We start from the raw sequence: 23,068 nt of genomic DNA on the forward strand, positions 1-23,068 counted from the left end.
ATCACCGCCCACGTCTCCCGGGTTCACTTTTTTTGGGTGCGTGCGATGTGCGCATCAAAAAATTGCCAGAACCTGTTTCGATAAATGTCACGTTCCTGAAGAATTTCGTGGCGGGCTTCGGGGATCTCCGCGATGGTGATCGACGGTACGTTGCCAAACAGATCTTCCGTCGTCTGGTTGGAAACAACCTGATCGTTCCCGGCCAGAACAATGGTGATGGGGGGCAGGGACCGTGTGCCGGACTTCATCTGTTCGATCCGGGTGGTCAGCGATGCTTGCGCCTTGAAACAGGCATCAAGCCAGCCGGCAGAAACGCCACCAACCACAAGGTTCGGACTGTTTTGCAAGATGGCAACATTTCGCGCATAGCGGACCGGATCGGAAGTCAGAATGTTTTCAGCCTCAAACCCGGCAAGCGGGCTTAGTTTGCGTTGACCAGGCAGGTACTGTTTGTCAAATCCATACCGACACATACTGTCGGCGACAAATTGCGCCGCCAATGACAACCAGTCAGGGCCGCCCAGTCCAAAAAATGGCGCGACCATCACCACGCTTTCCCACAGATCCGGTTGATCGAGCATCATCGCCATCGCAACCAGCCCGCCGGTCGAGTGCGTTATCAGAAGCGGGCAGGAAATCCCGTAGACGTTTTTGACATGGTCAATAACATGGCGTGTATCGGCGATATATTGCGCAACATCATGGACATACCCCATGACCGGATCATTCGTTGCGCGGGACGAGCCACCGTGGCCGCGAAAATCAAAAGTTACACAGCCAAAACCACGTTCGGCAAGCTCGTCCGCCGTTTCCTGATAGCGTTCAATATACTCCCCGCGCCCCTGCAGGATCAGGACATGCTGGCGCGCGTTTTCGGGCGTCTGAACACCAAAGCGCAGATGTATCCCGTCCGGTGTTTGGAAAATGTCGGTCGCAAAAGTCATGGGGCGGCTTCAGTTCCTAGTCCTGTTCGGTGATTGCCTTTGCGATAAAGGCGGCCATTTTGTCCATCATACCCGGGAAATCGGGATTGAATGTGCCACGGCGCATTGTGCCGGGGGGCGCGTCGTCAAAAAGATTGCGTTCACCATACAGAACATCGGTGCCGGACTGGCAGTTTGAGCGGGCAGTTTCGACATCATAATGCCCGCAATCGGGGACCGCGCCATCAAGGCCATAAATGGGGTCCTTGGGGCTCATGGTAATTGCGGTGTGGGCATGGTTGAGTGTGCGCATCTCGTCGTCTTCCGAGCGGACAATTTCAATGTCGTCACAATTTGCGCTGCTAGTCGGCGGGTCAATTTTGCCTTGATACCAGATCAGGTGTTTTTGCGGGCTTTTAACCTTGTTGCAGAAGAAGTCACGCATCAGGTCGGGGTTGATGGTCTGATCGTCCGAACTGACAACGCCGAAAACCGGCACATCGAAATCGGCCAACTTTCCATGGCCAAAGGGCTTGGTCAGCAAATAAAACTCCGCTGCTGCGTTCATGGCCATCGAACCATATTTGCCCGGATCATTATTCCCGCCCTGACCGACCCAGTCTTTGACATATCGGACATAGGGGGTAAGCCAGGCCTGTTCGCTTTTGGCGGCAAGACCGGGCGACAGCATAATAAGCGCACTGACCAAATCACTGTTTGCCTGTTGTTCGCTATAGACTCGCCCAATCAAGGCGGCCCCGGTCGAAAAGCCCATCGGGATGATGTGATCGATCTCATCCCCAAAGCTGTTCATGCCGAAACGAACGGTTTCAAGCCAGTCTTCATATTCGACATCAAGCAAGTCACCCGGCACCGTGCCATGCCCCGGAAGAAGAACACCGTGAAACGTTGCACAGGGAAAACGTTGGCGCAGATCATCACGGATGTCACTTAACCAATAAGGGCTGTCGGTCAGGCCATGTACCATCAGGAAGCCAACACCATTTCCCTGCGTCCGGTCGGTTTCGTCGGTGGTGCAGGTGTTGCTCACCGGTCCAAGTGCGAAAGGTGCACGCATATCGACAACCTGATCAAGGGTATGAATGCCAAACGGTTTTTCTTCATGCGCAAATCGCGTCGCGGCAAGGACGTCGCGGAGTTGCTGGCGTGTGGAGCGGACATAATCTTCAAACGGCAGTCCTTCAGCGGGCGGAGCAATTGCGGCACCGGATGGTGAAAGCGGGTCGGCTGACTTTGCGCAGGCACCTGTCGTCAAAAGTCCCAGCAGGGCAAGGGATGCCAAACCAGTCTGAAATATGCGGGACGTACCCATGATGATTGCTCCGTTCGGTTCCCGGGATTGGACGTGGTTTTTCTATTTTTGTCAGAAGATGTTAACGCGGGAAGTCGCATGGTGCGAGAAACAAAAAAGCGATCTGGGAACAGATCGCTTTTTCATCAATATCGCCGCTATGAGTAACCGGATTATTCCACCAGTTCCCAGCTGTGGGTGACCTCTGCGGCCTTTGACAGCATGATCGATGCCGAGCAGTATTTTTCTGCCGAAAGTTCGACGGCGCGGCCGACCTTTGTTTCATTAAGGTTTTCACCCTTTACCTTGAAGTGCAGGTGGATTTTGGTGAAGACTTTCGGGTCGGTTTCTGCGCGTTCGGCCTTAACGTCTGTTTCAACATCAAGGACGTTTTCACGACCCTTTTTGAGGATATGAACAACGTCAATCGACGAACAGCCACCGATACCAAGCAGAAGCATCTCCATCGGGCTCGGGCCAAATCCGTTATCCCTGTCGCCATCCATGACGACACCATGTCCGGTACCACTCATTCCGGTGAAGGTCAGGTTTTCAAGCCACTTTACACGCGCTTCCATCTTCGCATTCCCATATGTGAACAATTGTTATCTTAACCTCTAGCCCGCCTTGCGCTTACCTGCAAGGTGCGATCATGGAAAGTCTGCCGGGCTGTGGTCGGAAATGCGACCATGAGTGGTAAGTTGTTATAGGAGTTTTTACTTTCCGGATGGATACTGGTGTAATTATTCAGATCCCTATGGTGCAGGAGTATCAGTCATGACAGAGGATCCGACGCGCAGCAAAAGCCGTTTCATGATGGGCATGGAGCATGTCCTGCGTGAGATCAATCACGAAATCATCAGCCCGGCCATTCCGGATATGTCGGTTGAAAATGCCGTGCCGCTGATGATCACCGTTGCACGGCTTCGGGCGGATTATCTGAAATTTGCCTTTCATCTTTGCGATGATCGCGCAGAGGAACACCCGACAGTGGACGAGTTGGCAAAGCTCAAGCATCTGAGAGAGAGCTTTCAGGAAATGCTGGCCGTCGCCAAGGAACTCGAACACTGCATTGATCGCGGTTACATCGATCTTCCGGCGAAAAAATAACGATATTCTGACCTGCACCCGTGTTTGATGTCCTGCTATTCAAAAAAATAATGACTTATTCTCCAGTATATGCAATGGGTTGCGCATATAAATACACAAGGCCGTCTTAAAAGGTCTGATCTGGGACATCACATAAAACACGAATAAAGGGAGAGCGCTGTTTTGCAGCGCGCCGGGTGTCTTGTCAGTCAGTGCGGATGTTGTGGCAACTGCGGCGTTGTCACGCGACAGTCTTATTTTTCTGGATCCGGACGGCCTTACCGTCGTCTATGTCAACGCGGCTGCGGAAAAGCAGCTTGGCGATGCAAAATCTGTTTTGCGTAAAGGCACAGAGGTCAAACAGCTTCTGGCCTATCTTGCCAAAAACGGTGAATTTACCGATGGCGACGCGGTAGCAGCAGTTCGCAACGCCCTTGCATCGATTTCGTCGGGCAAACATGCCGAACTTCCGGCCTTTCGTCTGGGCAAAACGCCGTTTAACTGGCATTGCGATGTCGGACCGTCCGGAACATTCGCGCTGGTGTTACGTGATGCCGGGCGGGCCCAGGAACTTGCCAAGGCACTGTCAGAACACAAGACGTTCATTCAGCACCTGATCGATGTTTTGCCAACCCCGGTTTATCTCAAAAACCGCGAAGGGGTTCTGACTCGTTGCAACGGCGCCTTTGCCGAACTGTTTGGTACGGATGTCGAAACGGCAATTGGCAAGAGAATGGCGGATTTCGCGCCCAAATCACTTGCCAAAACCGTCGGTGAACTCGAAGCCCCATTACGCGATGCCGAGGGGCAGGTACGTGACGAGATTACCTTTGCGATTGATGACAAGGAATGCACGGCCCTGTTTGCCGCCGCCACCCTCAGGGGCCCAAGTGGCGCGATTGCGGGCACCATCGGGTCATTGATTGACGTGACCAGCCTTAAGAAGGCGCAGGCCGAGGTCGCCGAGGCATCCCAGCGTCTGACCGGGCTGCTTGAAAGTGCACCGATCGGGGTCGGGATTTCCAACCGGGAAAGCGGCGTTTTCAAATTCTTCAACAGCACATTTTCCAAAATGCTCGGAATTGAAGACGAAAGCAAAGCAACGGATTCCATTCTTCTTTCCGAACGTTATCGCGAGAAGTCGCTTGAGGATATGGATGCGCTGGGCGAACTTCAGGACGTCGAGATCCGGTTGCGCCGATCTGATATGCCCGAGGCACGCTGGCTTAAAACATCGATCGAACCGCTTTCGTTCCAGGGGGAGGAAAGCGTGCTTTGGTGGACCAGCGACATCACCAAGCAAAAGCATGCCGCGCGCGAATTGCAGAACAAGGCCAATAATGATGAGCTGACCGGGTTGGCTAACCGTGCGCGCTTCATGCAGAAACTTGATCAGTGTGAAACCGTATTGCGCGGAACCGATACGCCCGCCGCGATCTTTATCCTTGATCTTGATGGTTTCAAACAGCTGAACGACACACAAGGTCATGCCGCCGGGGACTGGGTACTTGTTGAAACCGGCAAACGCCTGAAACGTGCAGCCCGCCGTGCAGAGGAGGTGGCACGCCTTGGTGGGGACGAGTTTACCTTGCTGTTCTTGAACAAGGGCGCTGAGAAGGAAATGGCGGAGGCCGCCGAAGCCATTCTTGCCGAAATGAGCCGTCCATTTGTCTGGGAAGGACATGATTGCGATATTTCCGCCTCGATCGGCTTGGCTGTGTTCGATGGCGGCAATTGCGATATGAGCGAGCAACTCCGCCGGGCCGACAAGGCAATGTATGAAGCCAAGGCGGCAGGCAAAGCGCAGTATCGCCTCTATACCCCGGATATGGAACCCGATCTGCATACTGACGACTGAGCCGACGGGAATTCTTTTCCACGAAGTATCAGCGCGCTTGGTTCAATCGGGTTTAATGCCCAGGGCTTTCAAGAGCGGTTTGATATAGGGTGCATACGGTTTCCAGCGTTCAACACTGGTCTGATAAAGGCCCTGTCGGACCTGTGCCGCACTCGCAGTCCGGACCGAGCGCTCTGTCTTGTGGAAATCCAGCATCGCGTCATCCCAAGGCAGGCCGAGAAAGTCGATCAGCCTGCGGGCTTCGGGTTCGATATTGGTGACCAGATCTTCGTAATTGATCTCGATAAACCGATCCTTTGGCAGGACGGCGCGCCAATGCGCCATCAGGTCCTCATAGGCGCGATAAAACTCGCCAAGTTCTGTCTGGTTGCAGGTATAGACCTGCAAATTGGCAAACCGCTTGGAATAGCAAGACAGACACGTATCGACCGGATTGCGGCGACAATGAATGATCTTGGCACCCGGCACGGAAGCCAGTATCAACCCAACCCAGGAAAAGTTCCCCAGCATCTTGTCGATGATCAGCTTTGTCGCCGGGGTCGGCGGATACATCGCGTTGACTTCTTCGCGATAGGATTTCGCGAGTTCCGCGAGCAGCGCAGAATTGCCGATTTTGTCATGGTCTTCCGGCTGACTGGGGAAAAGCGTGCCAAACAGGCGATCCTTGAATTTCGGGAATGTCCGCAACTCACCCGTCGCCAATGTTTCTGGATGACTGCCAAGAATTTGTTCGGTCAGCGTGCTGCCACAGCGCGGCATACCAACGATAAAGGTATGAGCTGGACCGTTGTCGTCGTGTTGCGGCAGGTCTTTGAATAACTCAGCCGGAAAATAATCGGCAATCGCGCGCACCCGCCCGCAGGCAATTTTTGAATCATAGGCCTTTTGCGTCGGTGTATTTTCGGCGAAGTCCTGACGGCGCAGCGCATTGGCGGCATCAAGATGGTGGATAGCCTGCTTTGGGTCTTTGCTGTCGATATAGGCCTTGCCAAGTGCAAAGCCGATCATCTCCCGATCAACCTTTTGCAGCACGAAGTCAGCATCGTTGAGGATATCGACCATCATCTTGATTTCGGGACTGTCGGGCTCGAACTTCATGACATCGGCCAGATCATGCCAAGCACGCCCTGATTTAGGGTTTTGGGCGATGACTTTCCGGAAGCATTCCTGCGCACCTTCCAGATCGCCCATGTGACGTTTTGCTTCACCAAGTTGTAGCAGATTGCTCGTTCGGCGTTCCGGATCATCCGGGCCGATCTCTTCTGCGCGGGCAAGGTATTCAAGTGCTTCTTTTTCGCGCCCGACCTTAAGCAGTGCTGCCCCAAGATTGTTCAATGCCTGCCAGTTATCGGGGCTGAAGCTGACGGCCTTTTCAAGGATTGTGATGCCTTGGGTGATGTGTTCGCTCTGAATAAGGTAAACGCCAAGGTCGCTGTAGGTCTGCCCATGTGTCGGGAATTTCCGGATCGCGGCAAACAGGATTTGCTGAACGAGATCATACCGGCCTGCACTGGCAAAAATGCCGGCAAGTTCACGGAAATAGTCAATTTTACTGTCAGGCAGATTGCAGGCGGATTGCAGTAACTGTGCGGCTTCGTTCAGATTGCCCGTTGCGCGATGGATCTGAGCCATCATCATCAAGGCGGGACCGTAGCCTGGCGCGGTTGACATCGCCTGCTGCGCGCGTGCCTTGGCATCTGCGGCGTTGCCTGATGCAAGGGCGCTTTGCGCGGCTTGGATCAGTTTGTCAGCCTTTTGACGGTTGCGCTTTTCGGCGAAACTCGATGGTGATGCTGGCTTGGTCATGAAGCTGATTTAATCCCGATGCGAAAGGTGAGGTCAAGCTTAGCGGCAAAGGGGTAAGCAAACTGTTAGGGCTGGACGGTGAAACGAAAAACGCCCGGCCGATTGGCCGGGCGTTTCGCGTAAGCATTGTCTTCCGGATGGAAGATTAACCGCTGTAGTACATGTCGAATTCGACCGGGTGCGGAGCCTGTTCGAAGCGAACGACTTCTTCCATTTTCAGGGCGATGTATGCGTCGATCAGGTCGTCGGTCATCACATCGCCTTTTTTCAGGAATTCGCGGTCTGCGTCGAGGCTGTCGAGAGCTTCGTGCAGCGAACGGCAAACGGTCGGAACTTCTTTGAGCTCTTCCGGCGGAAGGTCATAGAGGTTTTTGTCCATTGCTTCGCCTGGGTGGATCTTGTTCTCGATACCGTCAAGGCCAGCCATCAGCATTGCAGAGAATGCGAGATACGGGTTGGCAAGGGCATCCGGGAAGCGGATCTCAACGCGTTTGCCTTTCGGAGACGCGGTGTACGGGATACGGCAGGAAGCAGAACGGTTGCGTGCAGAATATGCCAGCAGAACCGGTGCTTCGAAGCCCGGGACCAGACGCTTGTAAGAGTTGGTCGTCGGGTTGGTGAAAGCGTTCAGAGCTTTGGCGTGCTTGATGATACCGCCGATGTAGTACAGAGCGGTTTCAGAAAGGTCAGCATAGCCATTGCCAGCAAACAGCGGCTTGCCTTCGTGCCAGATCGACTGGTGGGTGTGCATGCCCGAGCCGTTGTCACCGAAGATCGGTTTCGGCATGAAGGTTGCGGTTTTGCCATACTGGTGAGCAACCATGTGGATGCAGTATTTGTAAACCTGAACCGCGTCAGCATGTTCGATCAGGGTGCCGAACGCGATACCCAGTTCGTGCTGCGACGGAGCAACTTCGTGGTGGTGCTTTTCGCAACGCACGCCCATTTCGTTGATGTAGTTGACCATTTCGGCACGGATGTCGTTTGCCGAGTCAACCGGCGGTACCGGGAAGTAACCACCCTTCGGACCCGGACGGTGGCCTCGGTTGCCGCCTTCGAATTCGGTGCCGGTGTTGTACGGACCTTCTTCGGAGTCAAGCGCATAGGCCATGCTCTCCTGCGAGGTGCTCCAACGAACGTCGTCGAACATGAAGAATTCCGGCTCTGCGCCGAAATATGCGGTGTCGCCGATACCAGCGGACTTCATGTATGCAAGTGCGCGTTTCGCGGTCGAACGCGGGCAACGCTCGTAACCCTGGCCGGTGGCCGGTTCGATAACGTCACAAACAAGGATCAGGGTCGGCTGCGCGGTGAACGGATCAACAACGGCGGTCGACGGATCCGGCATCAGGATCATGTCGGATTCGTTGATTTCTTTCCAACCGGAGATCGACGAACCGTCGAACATGATGCCGTCAACAAAGACGTCTTCGTCGATGGTGCAGATATCCTGTGCGGTGTGCTGCCATTTACCTTTGGTATCGGTAAAGCGCAGATCGACAAACTGGATGCCTTTTTCTTTGATCAGATTAAGTACAGAAGCAGCGTCAGACATGATGCAACCCTTTAAAACTCATAAACAGTTACCGTATGGTGTTCAACGAAAGGCGTGACCGATCAGATCGCGTCGTTACCCCGTTCACCAGTACGAATACGGATCGCGTCCTCAAGTGAGGAAACGAAAATTTTACCGTCGCCGATACGCCCGGTATGAGCGGCTTGCTGGATTGCCTCAATCGCACGCTCTACCAGCGTGTCCTCGACGACGATTTCCAGCTTTACCTTCGGCAGAAAGTCCACAACGTACTCGGCGCCGCGATACAGCTCCGTATGACCTTTCTGACGTCCGAAACCTTTGGCTTCGGTGACGGTAATCCCTTTGAGACCAATCTCTTGAAGGGCCTCTTTTACCTCGTCAAGCTTGAACGGCTTGATGATGGCTTCAATTTTTTTCATTAGCGCCCTCTGCTTTTTGGCGAGAGTTGCGTTGAACTCTGTAAAGCGTAATGCTTCGCCCGCTGACTATTGCACGGACCATGCCAGTTTTCACCAGCAACGGCATTCTAAGGATTCTCTGTGCGAAAACCCAGCAAAACCCATGAAATTTTTAAGATTTTCTGGTTTGCTGGTGACTGTGTTTTAGGCAAGATGTTCAAAAAATATGCAAACGCCCTGTTTAGAAGGCAGGCAGGCCCGTTCAAACCTCTCCGGGCTTGCCATTCCGGGGCCATCATGCGACAGGATTTGCTATGCAAGGGTGTTGTCGGGCACAAAAATTATACCCGATGACAGGGACTCGACTGACCATGATACGACCGGGGGCCACCATCCGGTGAACGACCATAATATAAAGGACGCCTCATGACCGAATTCGTCGGCAATCCGCTTTTCGCTTCGGGCGGGATCACGATCTTCGAAGTGATGAACGAACTGGCCCAGAAACATAAGGCCATCAATCTGGGGCAGGGTGCGCCGGATGAAGATGGCCCGGCTGATATTCGCGAAGCCGCCGCCAAGGCGACGATGGAGCTGTCCAACCAGTATCCGCCGCTGGCAGGTGTGCCCGAGCTGCTTCAGGCCGTTGCAGACCATAACAAGCGGTTTTATGGCATCGAGGTTGATCCAAAAAAAGAAGTGCTGGTTTCGGTCGGTGCGACCGAGGGGTTGGCTGACGTCATTCTTGGTCTGGTCGCGCCCGGTGATGAAGTCATCCTGATCGAACCGCTTTATGACAGCTACCTTCCGATGGTGAAGCTGGCGGGCGGCATTCCCAAACTGGTGCGCGTTACCCCGCCGCATTGGGAACTGCCACGCGAAGAACTGGCGGCGGCCTTTTCGGAAAAGACCAAGCTGATCCTGCTGAATTCGCCGCAGAACCCGTGCTCGAAGGTTTACGGCGATGATGAGCTGCAATTCATTGCCGATCTGTGCATCAAGCATGATGTGATTGCGCTCTGTGACGAGGTTTATGAACACCTGGTCTTTGACGGGCGCAAACACAAACCGTTGATGACGTTCCCAGGCATGCATGAGCGCACCGTGCGCATCGGATCGGCGGGCAAGACCTTCTCGCTGACCGGCTGGAAGATTGGCTATATTACGGCTTGTGCAAAGCTGATGGAGCCGATCAAGAAGGCGCATCAGTTCCTTGTCTTTACCGTCGCACCGGACCTGCAACATGGTGTGGCCTATGGGCTGAACAAGGATGACGCCTATTTCGAAAACTTCACCGCCGAAATGCAGGCCAAGCGTGATTACCTTATGAAGGGGCTTAAGGAGGTCGGGTTTGACGTCCTTGATTCGCAAGGCACCTATTTCATCACCTGCGATTTCCGACCGCTTGGCTATGATTGCGACGATGTCGAGTTCTGCCAGATCATGATCAAGGAAGCCGGTGTGGTCGCAATCCCGGTATCGGCCTTCTATCAGGGCGAAGATGGTGGCGTGCGCAACTTTGTGCGGTTCTGCTTCTGCAAGGACGAAGCCAAAATGGCCGAGGCGATTGCGCGCATGAAAAAGGCCTTTGCTCGTTAAATTAGGAGAGCGCCGCGGGGATACCAAAAGTCTATGGAGCTGAGATCCCCGCGCGCGGACTAACTCTTCTCGAAGGTTTGTATCCTATCGTTGAGAAGAGCCTGAAGGCTGATGATGGAAGAGGAAGTCTGACGGCTACATTTCTTTTGTCCATGGCAATGCCTATGATCATTCTGCCGTTTGAGCGTTTTGATCTAAAGCATGATCGTGCTCGAGAGATCGTTATAGATCGTGAAGCAGTGTCTGAGTTCCGTCGCGCCATGAAATTAAATATGAGTGATGTCGATTGGATACACTGCGGAAATTGGGCCTACTACAAAACTGAGCACAAGAAACCTCGAATTTTCTTGGTTCCTAATGGGCTTCCTGAGTTCGTAGAGGTTGCGTTAAATGAGCAAGCTGCCATTGATGCTAAGAATGAGCTGACGCTGGGGGATGTGGCAGAGTGTTTTCGCCATTCTTTAGCGCATGGAAACGTAGCGTATCTCGATGAGTATGGGAGAACTAGCTACGATGGACCTGCGTCCTATTTAGCTTTCGTATGCGATTTGCGTAGAGGAGCGGGTAGTCAGATTCTTCGGCTGTCTCTGGCTGACTTTCATCGGTTCTTGATTGTTTGGGGGCGTTGGTTGCAAGGGTTCGTGAACTGACTTGTGTCATAACTCGCAAGTTCACGGTTTGATTAATGAAAATACAACGGGCCGACATGAAAGTGTCGGCCCGTTTTGGTGACGCAGTTGGGAATTATGCGTTACACGGTTTTTTCAAGTGCGCCCTGTCCCTGAAGCGGCAGGCCCGCTTCGCGCCAGTCATTCTTGCCTTCATGATAATCGCGCACATTGCTGTAGCCAAGCTTGGTCAGTGCCATCTGGGCAATGCCGGAATTCTTGCACGGGCCGCTGGCGCAATAGACAACAATCGGTGCATCCAGATCGGGCAGGATCTGTTTGATGCCCTCATCAATCGCATCATGGGGAATGTTGATCGCACCGGGCAGGTGGGCATCAACATAATACTGCGCCGGAAGCGCTTCGATCAGGGTCGGGGCATTGGCGGTGCCAAGGGCGGCCTTAAGCTCGTCACGGGTAATGGTTCTGGTCATTTTCCAATCTCCATCAGAAATATCGTTGGTTGATGGGATCATTATCGATGTGCATCCATGCGAAGTAAATTTGCGATATATCGAATAGTATGTGCCATAATGCGAATAATCAGATGGCGCGTTCGGAGGATGTCACATGCTGGAATGGGATGATTTGAAACTGGTGCTGGCGGTGGGGCGGGCGCGCAGCATCACGCAGGCGGCCAGACAAACCGGCATTCATCATTCCACGCTGTTTCGCCGCATGGCTGATATTGAAAGTCGCATCGGTGTCAAGCTGTTTGAGCGACAGCAAGGTGACTATCAACCAACGCCAGCGGGATTGGCGGCCATCGAAACCGCCGAAAAGCTTGAAGCCGAAATGGCCGTGCTTGCCCGAACCCTGGCCGGACAGGATATCCGCCCGTCAGGCACAGTGCGCCTGACCACGACCGATACGCTGCTTCATGCCGTGCTGGCAGATGATCTTGCGGCGTTTGCGCAGGCCTATCCCGAAATCACCATACAGGTCGTGACCGATAACCGGTTTTATGATCTCAACCGTCACGATGCAGACATCGCCATCCGGCCCAGCAATGCGCCGAATGAAAATCTGGTCGGGCGGCAAATTGCCCCGATCCGGTCGGTGGTTTGTGCCGCAAAGGGCATGGGTGATCCCAAGAATGGCGATGCGCCATGGATCACCTGTGATGAAAGTCTTGCCCATATCAAGGCCGCCCAGTGGCGCGACAAACATTTTCACGATCAGCATGTCGCGATGCGCAGCAATTCACTTTTGAATGTGGCGCGGCTGGTCAATGCCGGGGCGGGTTATGCGGTGCTGCCGGTGTTTCTTGCCGGGGCATTTGACAATATCGCGGTCCTTGGTGATGCGATTGACGGGCTTGATAATGATCTTTGGATGCTGATGCACCGCGATCTCAGGGCTGTACCGCGCGTTCGGGCCTTCAATGACTTTATGTTTCCGCGGCTCAAAGCCAAATCGGCCGTGTTTGCCGGCGCGTGAGTGCGCAAAGAAAAAGCCGGGTTTCCCCGGCTTTTCGTGCATTTGAATATCGGTAAAAAGAATGATCAGGATTTGACCATTTCCCAGCTGCCGGTTTTGGCAGAGCGGGCAAATGCATCCAGAATCTGCATATTGGCAATTGCGTCCTCGATTGGGTAATCGATCGGGCTGTCACCCTTGAAGATCGCGGTGGCTGCCTCACCCTGCAGGGTGTAGTGGTTGCAAACCGGAAATTTGATTTCGCGTGCTTCGTCAAAGCCTGGTTGTTTCTGGCCCGCGACGCGAATCAGGGCTTCGTTTTCCGGCACGGGATTGAACGGCATCAGGATTTCAATCCGGCCCTCGGTGCCCAGAATATGCACACGCTGTACCGCGGCGGATTGTGTGCCGCACACAAAGCTTGCCTGCAGGCCGGATCCGAAATCAAGCATGCCAGATACCAAACGGTCGGTTCCGAATTTCGGGTCCTTGTCCATCAGCGACACCACGCGGACGGGCTCCTTGCCGGTGATAAAGCGCGGTCCGACAATGCAATAGCACCCGATATCAAGCAATCCGCCGCCACCAATGTCCTTTTTATTGCGGACATTGTTCGGATCGGCATTGAAATAGGTAAAGATGCTTTGCACCGTGGTGAGTGTGCCGATCTGACCGCTTTCGACGATCTTGCGGGCTTCAAGCCATTGCGGATGATGGCGGACCATAAAGGCCTCAAGCACTTGCTTGCCGCTTTTGTCGCGGGCTGCGATCAGGCGTTTGGCATCTTCGGTATCAAGGCCGATCGGCTTTTCACACAGCACATGCTTTCCGGCCTCAAGCGCCTTGATCGTCCATTCGACATGCAAATGGTTGGGCAGGGGATTATAGATCGCCTCGATTGACGGATCAGCCAGCAGTTCTTCATACGAACCATAGGCGCGCGGAATGCGCATGTTTTCAGCGACCTCACGGGTCTTTTCAAGATCACGACCGGCAATCGCCAGGATTTCAAGCTGATCACTTTCCTGCATGGCCGGGATGACCTTTTCCGTGCCGATCTTGGCGGTGCTAAGGATGCCCCACTTCATTCCGATACTCCGTCTGTTTTTCTATTATTTGGCCGTTTCCATGCCAAGACAGGCAAGCAACCCTTTATATATGGTGTCTTGGTAACCTGCATTTGTGGCAATAGCCTGTTATTGAACCAGATTAATTAAGTCATTTGTATTTACATGCAAGTTGCCCTGATGGGTAGGAGGCGGGATTTGTGTTATCAATGGTGTGTGTTTGATCGCCACAGAATGCTCAAGCCCGCAAAAATCGGTGCTTTGAACAACTTGGCGGAAATCGGGCTAAAAAATTGAAAATATGCGCTTGACGTTGGGGGCCTCGGGCCATATAAACCGCGCCACACGATGGCGGGTGTAGCTCAGGTGGTTAGAGCACCAGTTTGTGGCACTGGGGGCCGTGGGTTCAAGTCCCATCACTCGCCCCATTTGTGAAAAGGTCAGGCAGAAATGCCTGGCCTTTTGTCTTTTGTGCGCCTTTTTGCCGCAGCCCCGGTTGCCTTTGACGGGTGATCGACTAGACTGCCCGAAAATATCAATGTTCGGGGCGATATGGGGCGGCATGGCGAAGCTCAAAGTTGATCAGGCAATGAAGCGCGCAAAGGCGCATATGCGTAAAGGCGAAATGGCCGAGGCGCGCGCCCTTTATGAAGCCATCCTTGCCGATTACCCCAAAAACGAACGCGTCAAAACGGCCCTTGCCGAACTCAGCGGCCCGGTCAAGGTTGCGGCACCTGCAAAGGTTGGTGCGTCTGGTGCCACCGAGCCACCGGCCGAGGTGTTTGCCAAACTCTCGCAAGCTTATCAGGCCGGTCGTTTGCAAGATGTGCATGCCATGACAGGCCAGCTTTTGGGTCAGTATGGCAATTCCGGCAAGCTTTGGAATTTCCGTGCCGCGGTCAGCAGCAATCTGAACCTGCTTTCCGATGCCGAGCAGGCCTTGCGAAACGTTGTCCGCTTGCAGCCCGATATGGTGGCCGCCAAAAGCAACCTTGGTGTCATTCTGGAACGTCTGGGCAAACTCGATGAGGCCGAGGAATGCTATCGCGCAGTGATCGCGCGCACCCCCGAATTTGCCGAGGCGCATAACAATCTGGGCAATATCCTTAAAAGTGCCGGCAAGCTTGCAGAGGCGCAAGCCTGTTACCTCAATGCGATTGCGCGCAAACCCGATTACGTCGATGCGCACTATAACCTTGCCAATACGCTGCGCGAACGTGACCTGCTTGAAGACGCCAAGCAGCAATATTTCAAGACGCTTAAGCTGCAGCCAAAACTGGCCGAGGCCTGGTACGGGCTTGGTCAAACCATGGCCGCCCTTAAATCCCTGCCAGAGGCGGTCGAGGCCTATCAACGTGCACTGGCGGTCAAGCCGGGCTATGTCCCGGCCATGGTCGAACAATTGCGCGAACAAAGCCATCTGTGCGACTGGCGGGCGTGTGATCTGTTTGCGCAACATGCTGCTCAGCTTGGCATCACCGGCGATGCGGCGCTGCCATTTCCGCTTCTGCCGTTTGAAGATAACCCGGCTCATCAGCTTGCCCGGTCGCGCAACTTTGCCAAAAGCCTGTTGCCGCCAGCAGCCTCGGTTTCAACGATCAAGCCAACTTCGCCAGAGGGTCGCAAAATCCGGCTCGGCTATTTCTCGGCAGATTTTCATGATCATGCGACCATGTTCCTGATGGCAGGCATTTTGCGTCATCATGACAGATCAAAGTTCGAAATCTTCGTGTTCAGCTACGGCAAGAACAAGGATGGTGCACAGCGTGATCAGGTGCTTGATAACGTTGATCAGTTCTTTGATGTGCGCGATATGTCCGACGGCGATCTGATCACGCTTGCGCGGGCGCAAAACCTTGATATCGCCATTGATCTTAAGGGCTATACCCGCGATAGCCGGCTGGAGCCGTTTGCCGCCCGCCTGGCACCGCTGCAAGTCAGTTATCTTGGCTATCCCGGCACGCTTGGATGCGATTTCATCGATTATATTGTGGCCGACCCGGTCGTCATTCCGCCCGAACAGCGCGGCGGTTATCATGAGAAGATCATTTATCTTCCCGATTGCTATCAGCCCAATGACAATACCCGCGAGATTTCGACAAAGGCGATGGCGCGGGCTGAGCTTGGCCTGCCTGAAGACGGTTTTGTCTTCTGTTGTCTCAACAACAATTACAAAATCATGCCAACCGAATTTGCCATCTGGATGCGGGTGATGGCGAAGGTGGAGGGCAGCGTGCTCTGGCTTTGGTGCAATAATGATGTTGCCAAGGCCAATTTGCGGGCGGCTGCCGAAAAGCAGGGTATCTCGGGTGATCGTTTGATCTTTGCCGGTTACATGCCGCAATCCGAACATCTCGCGCGCCTTCGTCACGCCGATCTGTTTATCGATACTTTCCATGTCAACGCCCATACCACAGCCAGCGACGCGCTGTGGGCCGGATTGCCGGTGGTGACACGGGCCGGTAAACAGTTTGCCGCCCGTGTTGCCGCCAGCCTGCTGTCGGCGGTCGGCCTGCCGGAACTGATCACCGAGACGCCAGAGGCTTATGAGGAGCTCATCCTCAAGCTCGCGCAAAACCCGGACATGCTGTCCGATATCCGCACCAAACTTGCCACCAACCGCCAGACCAAACCGCTGTTTGATACCGAGGGCTACACGCGCGGATTTGAGCAGGGGCTGGAGCGTGCTTTTGCGCAAAGACTGGCAGGAGAGGCTCTTTCGGATATTGCCGTGAGTGTCTAGGTCCTGACCCTGACCCTGGCTCCTGGCCGGGGGCTTGTCCGATTGTGATCCGATGTCACATTCCTGACGAATTAATTCCAGATAAGGAATATCTCTTCTGGCTTGCTTGGCTGGAAGGGTGAGTGCGCATGTGATCCCGACCGCCAAGGACTGATGGATATGCCGAGCGACAGACCCCACCCGATGCTGACCCGCCGTGCCTTCTCAGTAACCCTTCTGGGGGCTATGGCCACTCCCTTTGTGGCCAGGGCCTTCGCACAAACACCAAGCGACATCCGTTCGCGAATTGCGAACATGTCCCAGCTTCATGCGATCCTAGTCCAACGCGGGGACGAGATCATCGTCGCCGAAGCGCCACGCGGGCCGGGATTGGATCGGGTTGCGAACATCAAGTCCTGCTCGAAAAGCATCATTGGTCTGCTGACGGGCAACGCGATCGCGGAAGGCGCGATCCCCTCGGTCAACGCCACCATCGGCGAAATCGCGCCGTCTATCATGCCCTCGAATGCCACCCCCGGGGTGGAAGATCTGACCGTCGAAGATCTGGTGACGCTCAGGGCCGGGCTTGAGGGCACATCAGGGCGTAACTACGGCGCGTGGGTTAATTCCGATAACTGGGTTTCCTTTGCGCTGCGCCGACCGATGGTCGCCACACCCGGCGGGCGGATGATCTATTCCACCGGCACCACGCATATCCTTGGTGCGGTGCTAACGGTTGCGACAGGAAAAAGCCTGCTGGAACAGGCGCGCGCTGTCCTTGGCCAGCCACTTGGCATTGAAATTCCGGCTTGGACACAGGATCCGCAAGGCTATTATTTCGGCGGGAACCAGATGGCGATGACACCGCGCGGGATGTTGCGCATTGCGACCCTGATGCGGGATCAAGGCCGGTTTGATGGCGACCAGATCATTCCGGCCGACTGGATAGACCAATCCACCCAAGCCCACACGCGATCACCTTATTCGGGTCTTGCTTATGGTTATGGCTGGTTCCTGAGCCGCAGCGGCTTCATTATCGCACGCGGCTATGGCGGCCAGATCATCGCAGCACATCCGGAAAAGGGCCTGGCGTTGGCGATTACCTCTGATCCGACCTCGCCCGCACGCTCAGGCGGATATTTTGGGCAACTGATGGATCTGCTTGAGGGGCCTGTGCTTTCACTGACCTAACGAGAGCGACAAAGGGAATATAAAAGGTCGGCAAAGATGTCTGGTCTTTTCGCGTTTCAGGATAACTTATTACAGTTTTATACAAACTGCCTTACCCTGTGTTTGTCGAACTAATTCGGTGGTGGTAGCTTGTTAAAAATTTCGGAAAAAATTGGTTTTGCTGTTCTGCTTGTTGCTTTTGGGTTCCTGTCCAATGGCTTCTTTGAGTTTTTCAAAATTCAGGCATGGAGTTCTATTGCTCCCAGTGAAACTCAAAGGCTGCAATGGGAAACGTTGTTGGCTGGAATGTTGGCTGTAGTGGGCGCATTCATCGCCTACGTTGGGGCAGTAACACCGTACAGAGTGACGCAACGTAAGCAAAAAATGATTTACAAGTCGAGGTTAAGAGATGCGGCCGAAGTTTTCTTAGCTTATACCAGCAATATTCCCCACAAATTGATTGCGGACTCTATTGTTGAAGATCGCGATCTCCTTGCGCAGCTTCAAATCGCGGCAAAGAACTTGTTGGAGCAAATGCCGCAAATTCCAGAAGCGATATTCACAGAAAAACTAGACGATGAAGTTAGAGTGGTTCGCAGCAAGCTCTTGGCTGTGGCAACAGAACACGTATGGGAGGATGAACTTGGAACGCCTGCGAGGGAGTCTGTTCTAAATCTGTTGGCGTACCTAGATAGGGGACGTTGAGGGGAGCCAGCTTTAACATTCCCAATTCCGCGCCAATCTGCTAGGTAACGCTCCATATTTCCCAAACGGGTTCATTGCTTGCCAGGAGATCGCCGCATGTCGACCAATCGCATTACCCTTCGCCGTCCCGATGACTGGCATTTGCATTTGCGTGATGGCGAGATGCTTAAAGGTGTGATTGGCGAGACGTCCGAGCATTTTGCCCGCGCGATCATCATGCCCAATCTGGTGCCGCCGGTGGTCAAGACGGCTGATGCGGTGGCCTATCGCGACCGGATTACGGCGGCCATCCCGTCGGGTCATGATTTCACGCCGCTTATGACGCTTTATCTGACCGAGGGCAGCAATCCCGATGATATCGAGGAAGGCTACAAGGCCGGGGTGATCACAGCGCTGAAGCTTTATCCGGCAGGCGCCACCACCAACTCTGACAGCGGCGTGCGCAATTTTGATAATGCGATGCCAGCGCTGGAGCGGATGGCAGAGCTTGGCATTCCGCTGTGTGTACACGGCGAAGTGACCGATCCCGATATTGATATCTTTGACCGTGAAGCGGTGTTTATCGACCGGGTTCTGGATCCGCTGCGCAAGCGGTTGCCGGAACTGCGCGTTGTGATGGAGCACATCACGACCGAAGACGGTGTCGAATATGTCAAAGCCAATGACAAGAATTTGGGCGCGACGATCACGACGCACCACTTGATCATTAACCGCAATGCCATTCTGGTCGGCGGCATTCATCCGCATATGTATTGCCTGCCAGTGGCCAAGCGTGAAAAGCACCGCTTGGCTCTGCGGGCAGCAGCCACATCGGGTGATGTGCGTTTCTTCCTTGGAACAGACTCAGCGCCGCATACCGACGAGCGCAAGGAAAGCCCGTGTGGCTGTGCCGGGATCTTTACCGCCAACAACACCGTGCAGCTTTTAGCCCATGTGTTTGACGAAGAAGGGGCGCTCGATAAGCTTGAAGGCTTTGCGTCGATCCACGGCCCGCAATATTACGGCCTGCCAATCAATGGTGATCAGATCACGCTGGAAAAACGGGCTGAACCGGCCAAGTTCGCCGAGAAGGTCGAAACCGGCGAAGGCCCGGTAACGGTGTTTAATCCGGGCTTTGATGTGTTCTGGCATTACGCCTAAGCGCAAGGGCATGACAAAACAAAAGCGGCTCCATCGGGGCCGCTTTTTTCGTTGGGTGTTCGTCATTCCGGACGGCGCGCAGCGACGGGCCGAGATCTTTATGTCGTGGCCGATAATGGATTCCCGTACCCGCCTTCGCGGGCACAGGCTCCGCACGGGAATGACGGGGGCTTGGATCCTACTAACCGCTGAGATCCACTTTGCCCGACGCGGCATTGAGGCCAAGGGTCATGCGATAGCTTTCTGCCGCGGCACTGGCCTGTGAGGCGATCATTGCCGAGATGTTCTTTGATGCCCCCTTGGCGACATTGAAATCAGCCGCCGAACTTCCGGGTACCGATGCCGCACGCGAAATGGCGGCCTGATTGGCGATGGCTGCCACACCATCAAGCCCCTGAATCGGGCGGATGCTGACTTTGCCGCCGGTGGCATAAAGCCGCCCGTCGGGGCCTGCGGTATAGCTATAGCTGATCATGCCGGCATTGGCCCCGGCAAGAGTTTGGTGACTTTCTTCCTCTGTCCGGACAATCGCATCGCGGGCACTTAGTTCGCGCACAATCTCGCGCTCCGACGCGGTCAGAAGGGCAGGGTTTGAGGTGGGTTGGCGTGCATTTTCAGGGGTGGCTTCGCGTTCTTCCTGCTGGCGCTGTGTCGGGCTTTGTGTATTCGCATCGTCCGGTGCAGCACCATTGATATCGCGTGGATCAAGCTGTTGAATGATGGTCACCACCGAGGCCGCACTATTGACCGGTGCGGATTGCGCAGGCGCGGGCGCTGGTGAGGGTGGTGGTGCCGGTTGGCGATCGCCGGTGCTGGAGGATTGCGACGGGGTTGCTTGCTCTGTCCGTGCCGAAGGCCCGGTTGCCGGTGCTTGTGTGGCGGCGATGGTGCTCGACAGCGGGACAAGTGCAACGGCGGCCGGCAATGTTTGCGGCGCAGACGCAATCGTTCCGCCCGACCCGTTGGTCGGCGGGTGGCTCCCGGAGCCGAGCAGGGCGCGTGTGGCAATAATCTGACCAAGTTGCCCGCCACTGCCGGGGATAACCTGTATTGCACCTGCCTGTATCATGACGGCCAGTATAACCCAACTTGGGGTTAAATGTATATAAGCCGATCAAGGGGATGACCGGGCGTGATGATAGTGATCACGCCGGTTTGATGCGCCGGTTTTGCCCGCAGCGGGTAAGGTGGGATCAAATCTGTTGAAATCTGGTCTGGTGATCATGCGTGCGTTAAGTGTTGCCCTGTCCCTTTTGCTGATTGCTGTCGCGGTTGTTGCGCCTGTGCGCCCCGTGCACGCTGCGCCGGATGCCGATTTATGGCCGGATTGGCAGGCCCATGATCCAAGCAGTACGGTCGAGATTGACCATGGCGATTGGCAGACGGTGCTGGATCGATACGTGATCCAGCATGAGCCCGGTGTGACCAGCTTTGATTATGCAGCGGCCAGTCGTGATGGCGGGGCGGGGATGGTCGCGGGCTATGTCGATGCCATGACCAAGGTCAGCGTCGATGCGCTTAACCGCGATCAACAATTTGCCTATTGGGTGAACCTGTATAATGCGCTGACCGTCAAGGTGGTTCTCGATCATTATCCGGTCGATAGCATTCGCGATATCGATATCTCGCCTGGGTTATTTTCATCGTTGTTGTCTTCTGGCCCATGGGGCAAAAAGCTGATCACGGTCGAGGGCCGAACACTTAGCCTTGATGATATCGAACATCGCATCCTGCGACCGATCTGGCGCGATGCGCGCATTCATTATGTGGTCAATTGTGCGTCGATCGGTTGCCCGGCACTGGCACCGGAGGCCTTTGATGCGGATAAGCTTGAAGCGCAGCTGGATCAGGCGGCGCGCGATTTCATCAACCATCCGCGCGCGGTGCGCATCAATGCCGATGGCGGGTTTGTGCTTTCAAGCCTGTATGACTGGTATCGGGATGATTTCGGGAAAAGTGATGCTGAATTCATCGCGCATCTGAGAAAATTCGCCGGGCCGGAGCTGACGAAAGCACTGGGCGATATCACGGAACTTGATATCGCCGACTATGAATATGACTGGGCCCTGAACGCCCGATAACACCTGCCAAGGTGGGAAGGTGCGTTACGCCGCCGTGTTGTGTAGCCCTGGTTTGACAGGGTTGGTCGGTGCCCATGCGTCGGCATGTGCGCCATCCAACGGATTTTCCGGCCGATTCTGATTTACCTGCTCGATCGTGTGACGAACATCACTGGCAGAGACGCCGTCATAGCGCATTAATGTCTGAACGATCGGGTCGGCAAGCATGTCTTCGACCGTCAATTCCTGATCAACATAACTCATCATCTCATATCCCGATTTTTTTGTTATGCGTAATGTAATGCAATTGCAATTCATTCGCAACAACTATTCTATGTCGATGGTGACTTTTTTTCATTTTTATCTCTGAAACGCTTTGATCTGCCTTAAGGCAGGGCTTCAATGCGAGAATTTCGCAAACTGCATTCAGCGGCCTGCAGCGTGCTGTTATTGGGGCAAAATCTGTGAAAAGGTATTTCCTTGATTAAAAAGCGTATGGGTCTTAACGCTTGATCTGGTCTGTTCGTGATCGCGATAAGGCCCAATAAGTATGGCAAAAATGGGCTGAGAAAATGAAACGTCCGGGAATTCGTGAATACGGCTTGCTGTTGCTGCTGGCATTGATGTGGGGAAGTTCGTTCACCTTCATCAAAATCGGCGTGCATGCCTATTCGCCGCTGGTGGTGGCCTGTGGTCGTCTGTCCTTTGCCGCCCTTGTTCTGTGGTGTTTCGCAGCTATTCGTAAATCCGAACTGCCCAAGGGGCGGGGTGCCTGGATTTCGACCTTTATGGTCGCCTTGATTGGCAATGCCATCCCGTTCTTTTTGATCAGTTTTGGCGAAACACAGGTCGATGCCGGTTTGGCCGCGATCCTGATGTCGACTGTGCCGCTGACCACGGTGGTTCTGGCGCATTTCTTTACCCATGATGAAAAGCTTTCGACCGGCAAGGTCGTCGGGGTGATTTTGGGAACGATTGGCGTGATTGTGCTGGTCGGGCCGGAAACACTTTCCGGGCTGGGGGGCGAGTTCCTGTTCCAGTTGGCCATTCTGGTTGCCGCAATCGGTTATGCGATCTCGTCGCTTGTGGCGCGCAATCTGCGTGATCAGCCGCGCATCGGATCGACGGCCGTGATCCTGACATTTGCCGCCTTAATGCTGATGCCCTTTACCCTGATTGTCGATCAGCCCTGGACAATGGACTGGGACCCTGAAGGCGCGTTTGCCATCATGTATCTCGGCATGTTTCCGACCGGCATTGCCATGTTCCTGATTTTACAACTGATCGCGGTGGCCGGGGCCAGCTTCCTTGTGTTTAACAATTATCTGGTGCCAGCCGTTGGGGTGGTGATCAGCTTTATCGTGCTGGGCGAAGTGCCCCAGCCCAATGCATTGATTGCCCTGGCGGTCATTCTGGGCGGGATTGCCGCATCACAGATGCGGTTTGGCCGCAAACCGAAGCATGTCGAGGCGACGGTTTTGAAGTCTGATCCGATGACACCGGTGATGGAAGTTCCCAAAGGCGACAAATCGGGCGGGAAGTGACGGTTTTATATACCGGAAAATCCGCGAATTTTCGCGAAATTTTGAACTTTA

General features: G+C 54.4%; 21 protein-coding genes and 1 tRNA gene. 12 read left to right on the forward strand and 10 right to left on the reverse strand.

The window, feature by feature from the left end; genetic code table 11:
* Nucleotides 1-23: 23 nt before the first annotated feature.
* The 3 genes from B2T33_RS13580 to B2T33_RS13590 form a co-directional block, all read right to left on the reverse strand.
* Nucleotides 24-944: an alpha/beta fold hydrolase gene (locus tag B2T33_RS13580; protein ID WP_197147267.1), complete on the reverse strand. Its 921-nt coding sequence runs from the start codon at nt 942-944 to the stop codon at nt 24-26.
* Between the two features lie 16 nt (nt 945-960).
* The gene (locus B2T33_RS13585; protein WP_286792313.1) at nt 961-2,256 is read right to left on the reverse strand and encodes an alpha/beta hydrolase; all 1,296 of its coding nucleotides are present in this window, start codon (nt 2,254-2,256) and stop codon (nt 961-963) included.
* A 152-nt stretch (nt 2,257-2,408) separates the two neighbouring features.
* On the reverse strand, nt 2,409-2,813 hold the full coding sequence (locus B2T33_RS13590; RefSeq protein WP_063088127.1) for an OsmC family protein: 405 nt from the start codon (nt 2,811-2,813) through the stop codon (nt 2,409-2,411).
* A 199-nt stretch (nt 2,814-3,012) separates the two neighbouring features.
* Between B2T33_RS13590 and B2T33_RS13595 the strand changes: the two genes are divergently transcribed.
* Together B2T33_RS13595 and B2T33_RS13600 are read left to right on the forward strand one after the other, a co-directional pair.
* On the forward strand, nt 3,013-3,345 hold the full coding sequence (locus B2T33_RS13595) for a hypothetical protein (RefSeq protein WP_008890686.1): 333 nt from the start codon (nt 3,013-3,015) through the stop codon (nt 3,343-3,345).
* A 181-nt stretch (nt 3,346-3,526) separates the two neighbouring features.
* Complete coding sequence (locus B2T33_RS13600; protein ID WP_252724100.1) at nt 3,527-5,182, forward strand: diguanylate cyclase domain-containing protein; 1,656 nt, start codon at nt 3,527-3,529, stop codon at nt 5,180-5,182.
* 42 nt (nt 5,183-5,224) lie between these two features.
* On the opposite strand, the gene B2T33_RS13605 is transcribed toward B2T33_RS13600, so the two are convergent.
* The 3 genes from B2T33_RS13605 to B2T33_RS13615 form a co-directional block, all read right to left on the reverse strand.
* Complete coding sequence (locus B2T33_RS13605; RefSeq protein WP_286792314.1) at nt 5,225-6,988, reverse strand: tetratricopeptide repeat-containing sulfotransferase family protein; 1,764 nt, start codon at nt 6,986-6,988, stop codon at nt 5,225-5,227.
* Nucleotides 6,989-7,133: 145 nt separating this feature from the next.
* Complete coding sequence (glnA, locus tag B2T33_RS13610; protein WP_008890688.1) at nt 7,134-8,543, reverse strand: type I glutamate--ammonia ligase; 1,410 nt, start codon at nt 8,541-8,543, stop codon at nt 7,134-7,136.
* Between the two features lie 62 nt (nt 8,544-8,605).
* Nucleotides 8,606-8,944, reverse strand: coding sequence for a P-II family nitrogen regulator (locus B2T33_RS13615; RefSeq protein ID WP_007091888.1), 339 nt, complete (start codon nt 8,942-8,944; stop codon nt 8,606-8,608).
* 405 nt (nt 8,945-9,349) lie between these two features.
* Between B2T33_RS13615 and B2T33_RS13620 the strand changes: the two genes are divergently transcribed.
* Both B2T33_RS13620 and B2T33_RS13625 read left to right on the forward strand, forming a co-directional pair.
* Nucleotides 9,350-10,522 (forward strand): aminotransferase, encoded by a 1,173-nt coding sequence (locus B2T33_RS13620; protein ID WP_286792320.1) that lies wholly within the window; start codon nt 9,350-9,352, stop codon nt 10,520-10,522.
* A gap of 164 nt (nt 10,523-10,686) precedes the next feature.
* Entirely contained in the window at nt 10,687-11,172 is a 486-nt protein-coding gene (locus B2T33_RS13625; RefSeq protein ID WP_286792321.1) for a hypothetical protein, read from the forward strand.
* A 101-nt stretch (nt 11,173-11,273) separates the two neighbouring features.
* Here B2T33_RS13625 and B2T33_RS13630 read toward each other — a convergent pair whose 3' ends face one another.
* Nucleotides 11,274-11,624, reverse strand: a complete 351-nt coding sequence (locus B2T33_RS13630) for a rhodanese-like domain-containing protein (protein ID WP_286792322.1) — start codon at nt 11,622-11,624, stop codon at nt 11,274-11,276.
* A 136-nt stretch (nt 11,625-11,760) separates the two neighbouring features.
* On the opposite strand from B2T33_RS13630, the gene B2T33_RS13635 reads away from it, so the two are divergent.
* The gene (locus B2T33_RS13635) at nt 11,761-12,630 is read left to right on the forward strand and encodes a LysR family transcriptional regulator (protein WP_286792323.1); all 870 of its coding nucleotides are present in this window, start codon (nt 11,761-11,763) and stop codon (nt 12,628-12,630) included.
* Between the two features lie 65 nt (nt 12,631-12,695).
* Here B2T33_RS13635 and B2T33_RS13640 read toward each other — a convergent pair whose 3' ends face one another.
* The gene (locus B2T33_RS13640; protein ID WP_286792324.1) at nt 12,696-13,697 is read right to left on the reverse strand and encodes a Gfo/Idh/MocA family protein; all 1,002 of its coding nucleotides are present in this window, start codon (nt 13,695-13,697) and stop codon (nt 12,696-12,698) included.
* Between the two features lie 330 nt (nt 13,698-14,027).
* Here B2T33_RS13640 and B2T33_RS13645 point away from each other — a divergent pair.
* The 5 genes from B2T33_RS13645 (at nt 14,028) to pyrC (ending at nt 19,413) form a co-directional block, all read left to right on the forward strand.
* Nucleotides 14,028-14,104, forward strand: a tRNA-His gene (locus B2T33_RS13645).
* Nucleotides 14,105-14,238: 134 nt separating this feature from the next.
* Nucleotides 14,239-16,419 (forward strand): tetratricopeptide repeat protein, encoded by a 2,181-nt coding sequence (locus B2T33_RS13650; RefSeq protein ID WP_286792325.1) that lies wholly within the window; start codon nt 14,239-14,241, stop codon nt 16,417-16,419.
* 294 nt (nt 16,420-16,713) lie between these two features.
* A complete protein-coding gene (locus tag B2T33_RS13655) occupies nt 16,714-17,589 on the forward strand; it encodes a serine hydrolase domain-containing protein (protein ID WP_286792326.1) in 876 nt (291 codons plus the stop codon).
* Nucleotides 17,590-17,718: 129 nt separating this feature from the next.
* The gene (locus tag B2T33_RS13660) at nt 17,719-18,273 is read left to right on the forward strand and encodes a hypothetical protein (protein WP_286792327.1); all 555 of its coding nucleotides are present in this window, start codon (nt 17,719-17,721) and stop codon (nt 18,271-18,273) included.
* Nucleotides 18,274-18,369: 96 nt separating this feature from the next.
* Nucleotides 18,370-19,413, forward strand: coding sequence for a dihydroorotase (gene pyrC, locus B2T33_RS13665; RefSeq protein WP_286792328.1), 1,044 nt, complete (start codon nt 18,370-18,372; stop codon nt 19,411-19,413).
* Between the two features lie 181 nt (nt 19,414-19,594).
* On the opposite strand, the gene B2T33_RS13670 is transcribed toward pyrC, so the two are convergent.
* Nucleotides 19,595-20,482: a putative metalloprotease CJM1_0395 family protein gene (locus tag B2T33_RS13670; protein WP_286792329.1), complete on the reverse strand. Its 888-nt coding sequence runs from the start codon at nt 20,480-20,482 to the stop codon at nt 19,595-19,597.
* Between the two features lie 133 nt (nt 20,483-20,615).
* On the opposite strand from B2T33_RS13670, the gene B2T33_RS13675 reads away from it, so the two are divergent.
* Entirely contained in the window at nt 20,616-21,494 is an 879-nt protein-coding gene (locus B2T33_RS13675; protein ID WP_286792330.1) for a DUF547 domain-containing protein, read from the forward strand.
* A gap of 24 nt (nt 21,495-21,518) precedes the next feature.
* On the opposite strand, the gene B2T33_RS13680 is transcribed toward B2T33_RS13675, so the two are convergent.
* On the reverse strand, nt 21,519-21,740 hold the full coding sequence (locus tag B2T33_RS13680; protein WP_286792331.1) for a hypothetical protein: 222 nt from the start codon (nt 21,738-21,740) through the stop codon (nt 21,519-21,521).
* 305 nt (nt 21,741-22,045) lie between these two features.
* On the opposite strand from B2T33_RS13680, the gene B2T33_RS13685 reads away from it, so the two are divergent.
* Complete coding sequence (locus tag B2T33_RS13685) at nt 22,046-23,017, forward strand: DMT family transporter (protein ID WP_286792332.1); 972 nt, start codon at nt 22,046-22,048, stop codon at nt 23,015-23,017.
* Nucleotides 23,018-23,068: the final 51 nt, after the last annotated feature.

It is taken from the genome of Thalassospira sp. UBA4513 (assembly GCF_002388495.1).
GTDB lineage: Bacteria > Pseudomonadota > Alphaproteobacteria > Rhodospirillales > Thalassospiraceae > Thalassospira > Thalassospira tepidiphila.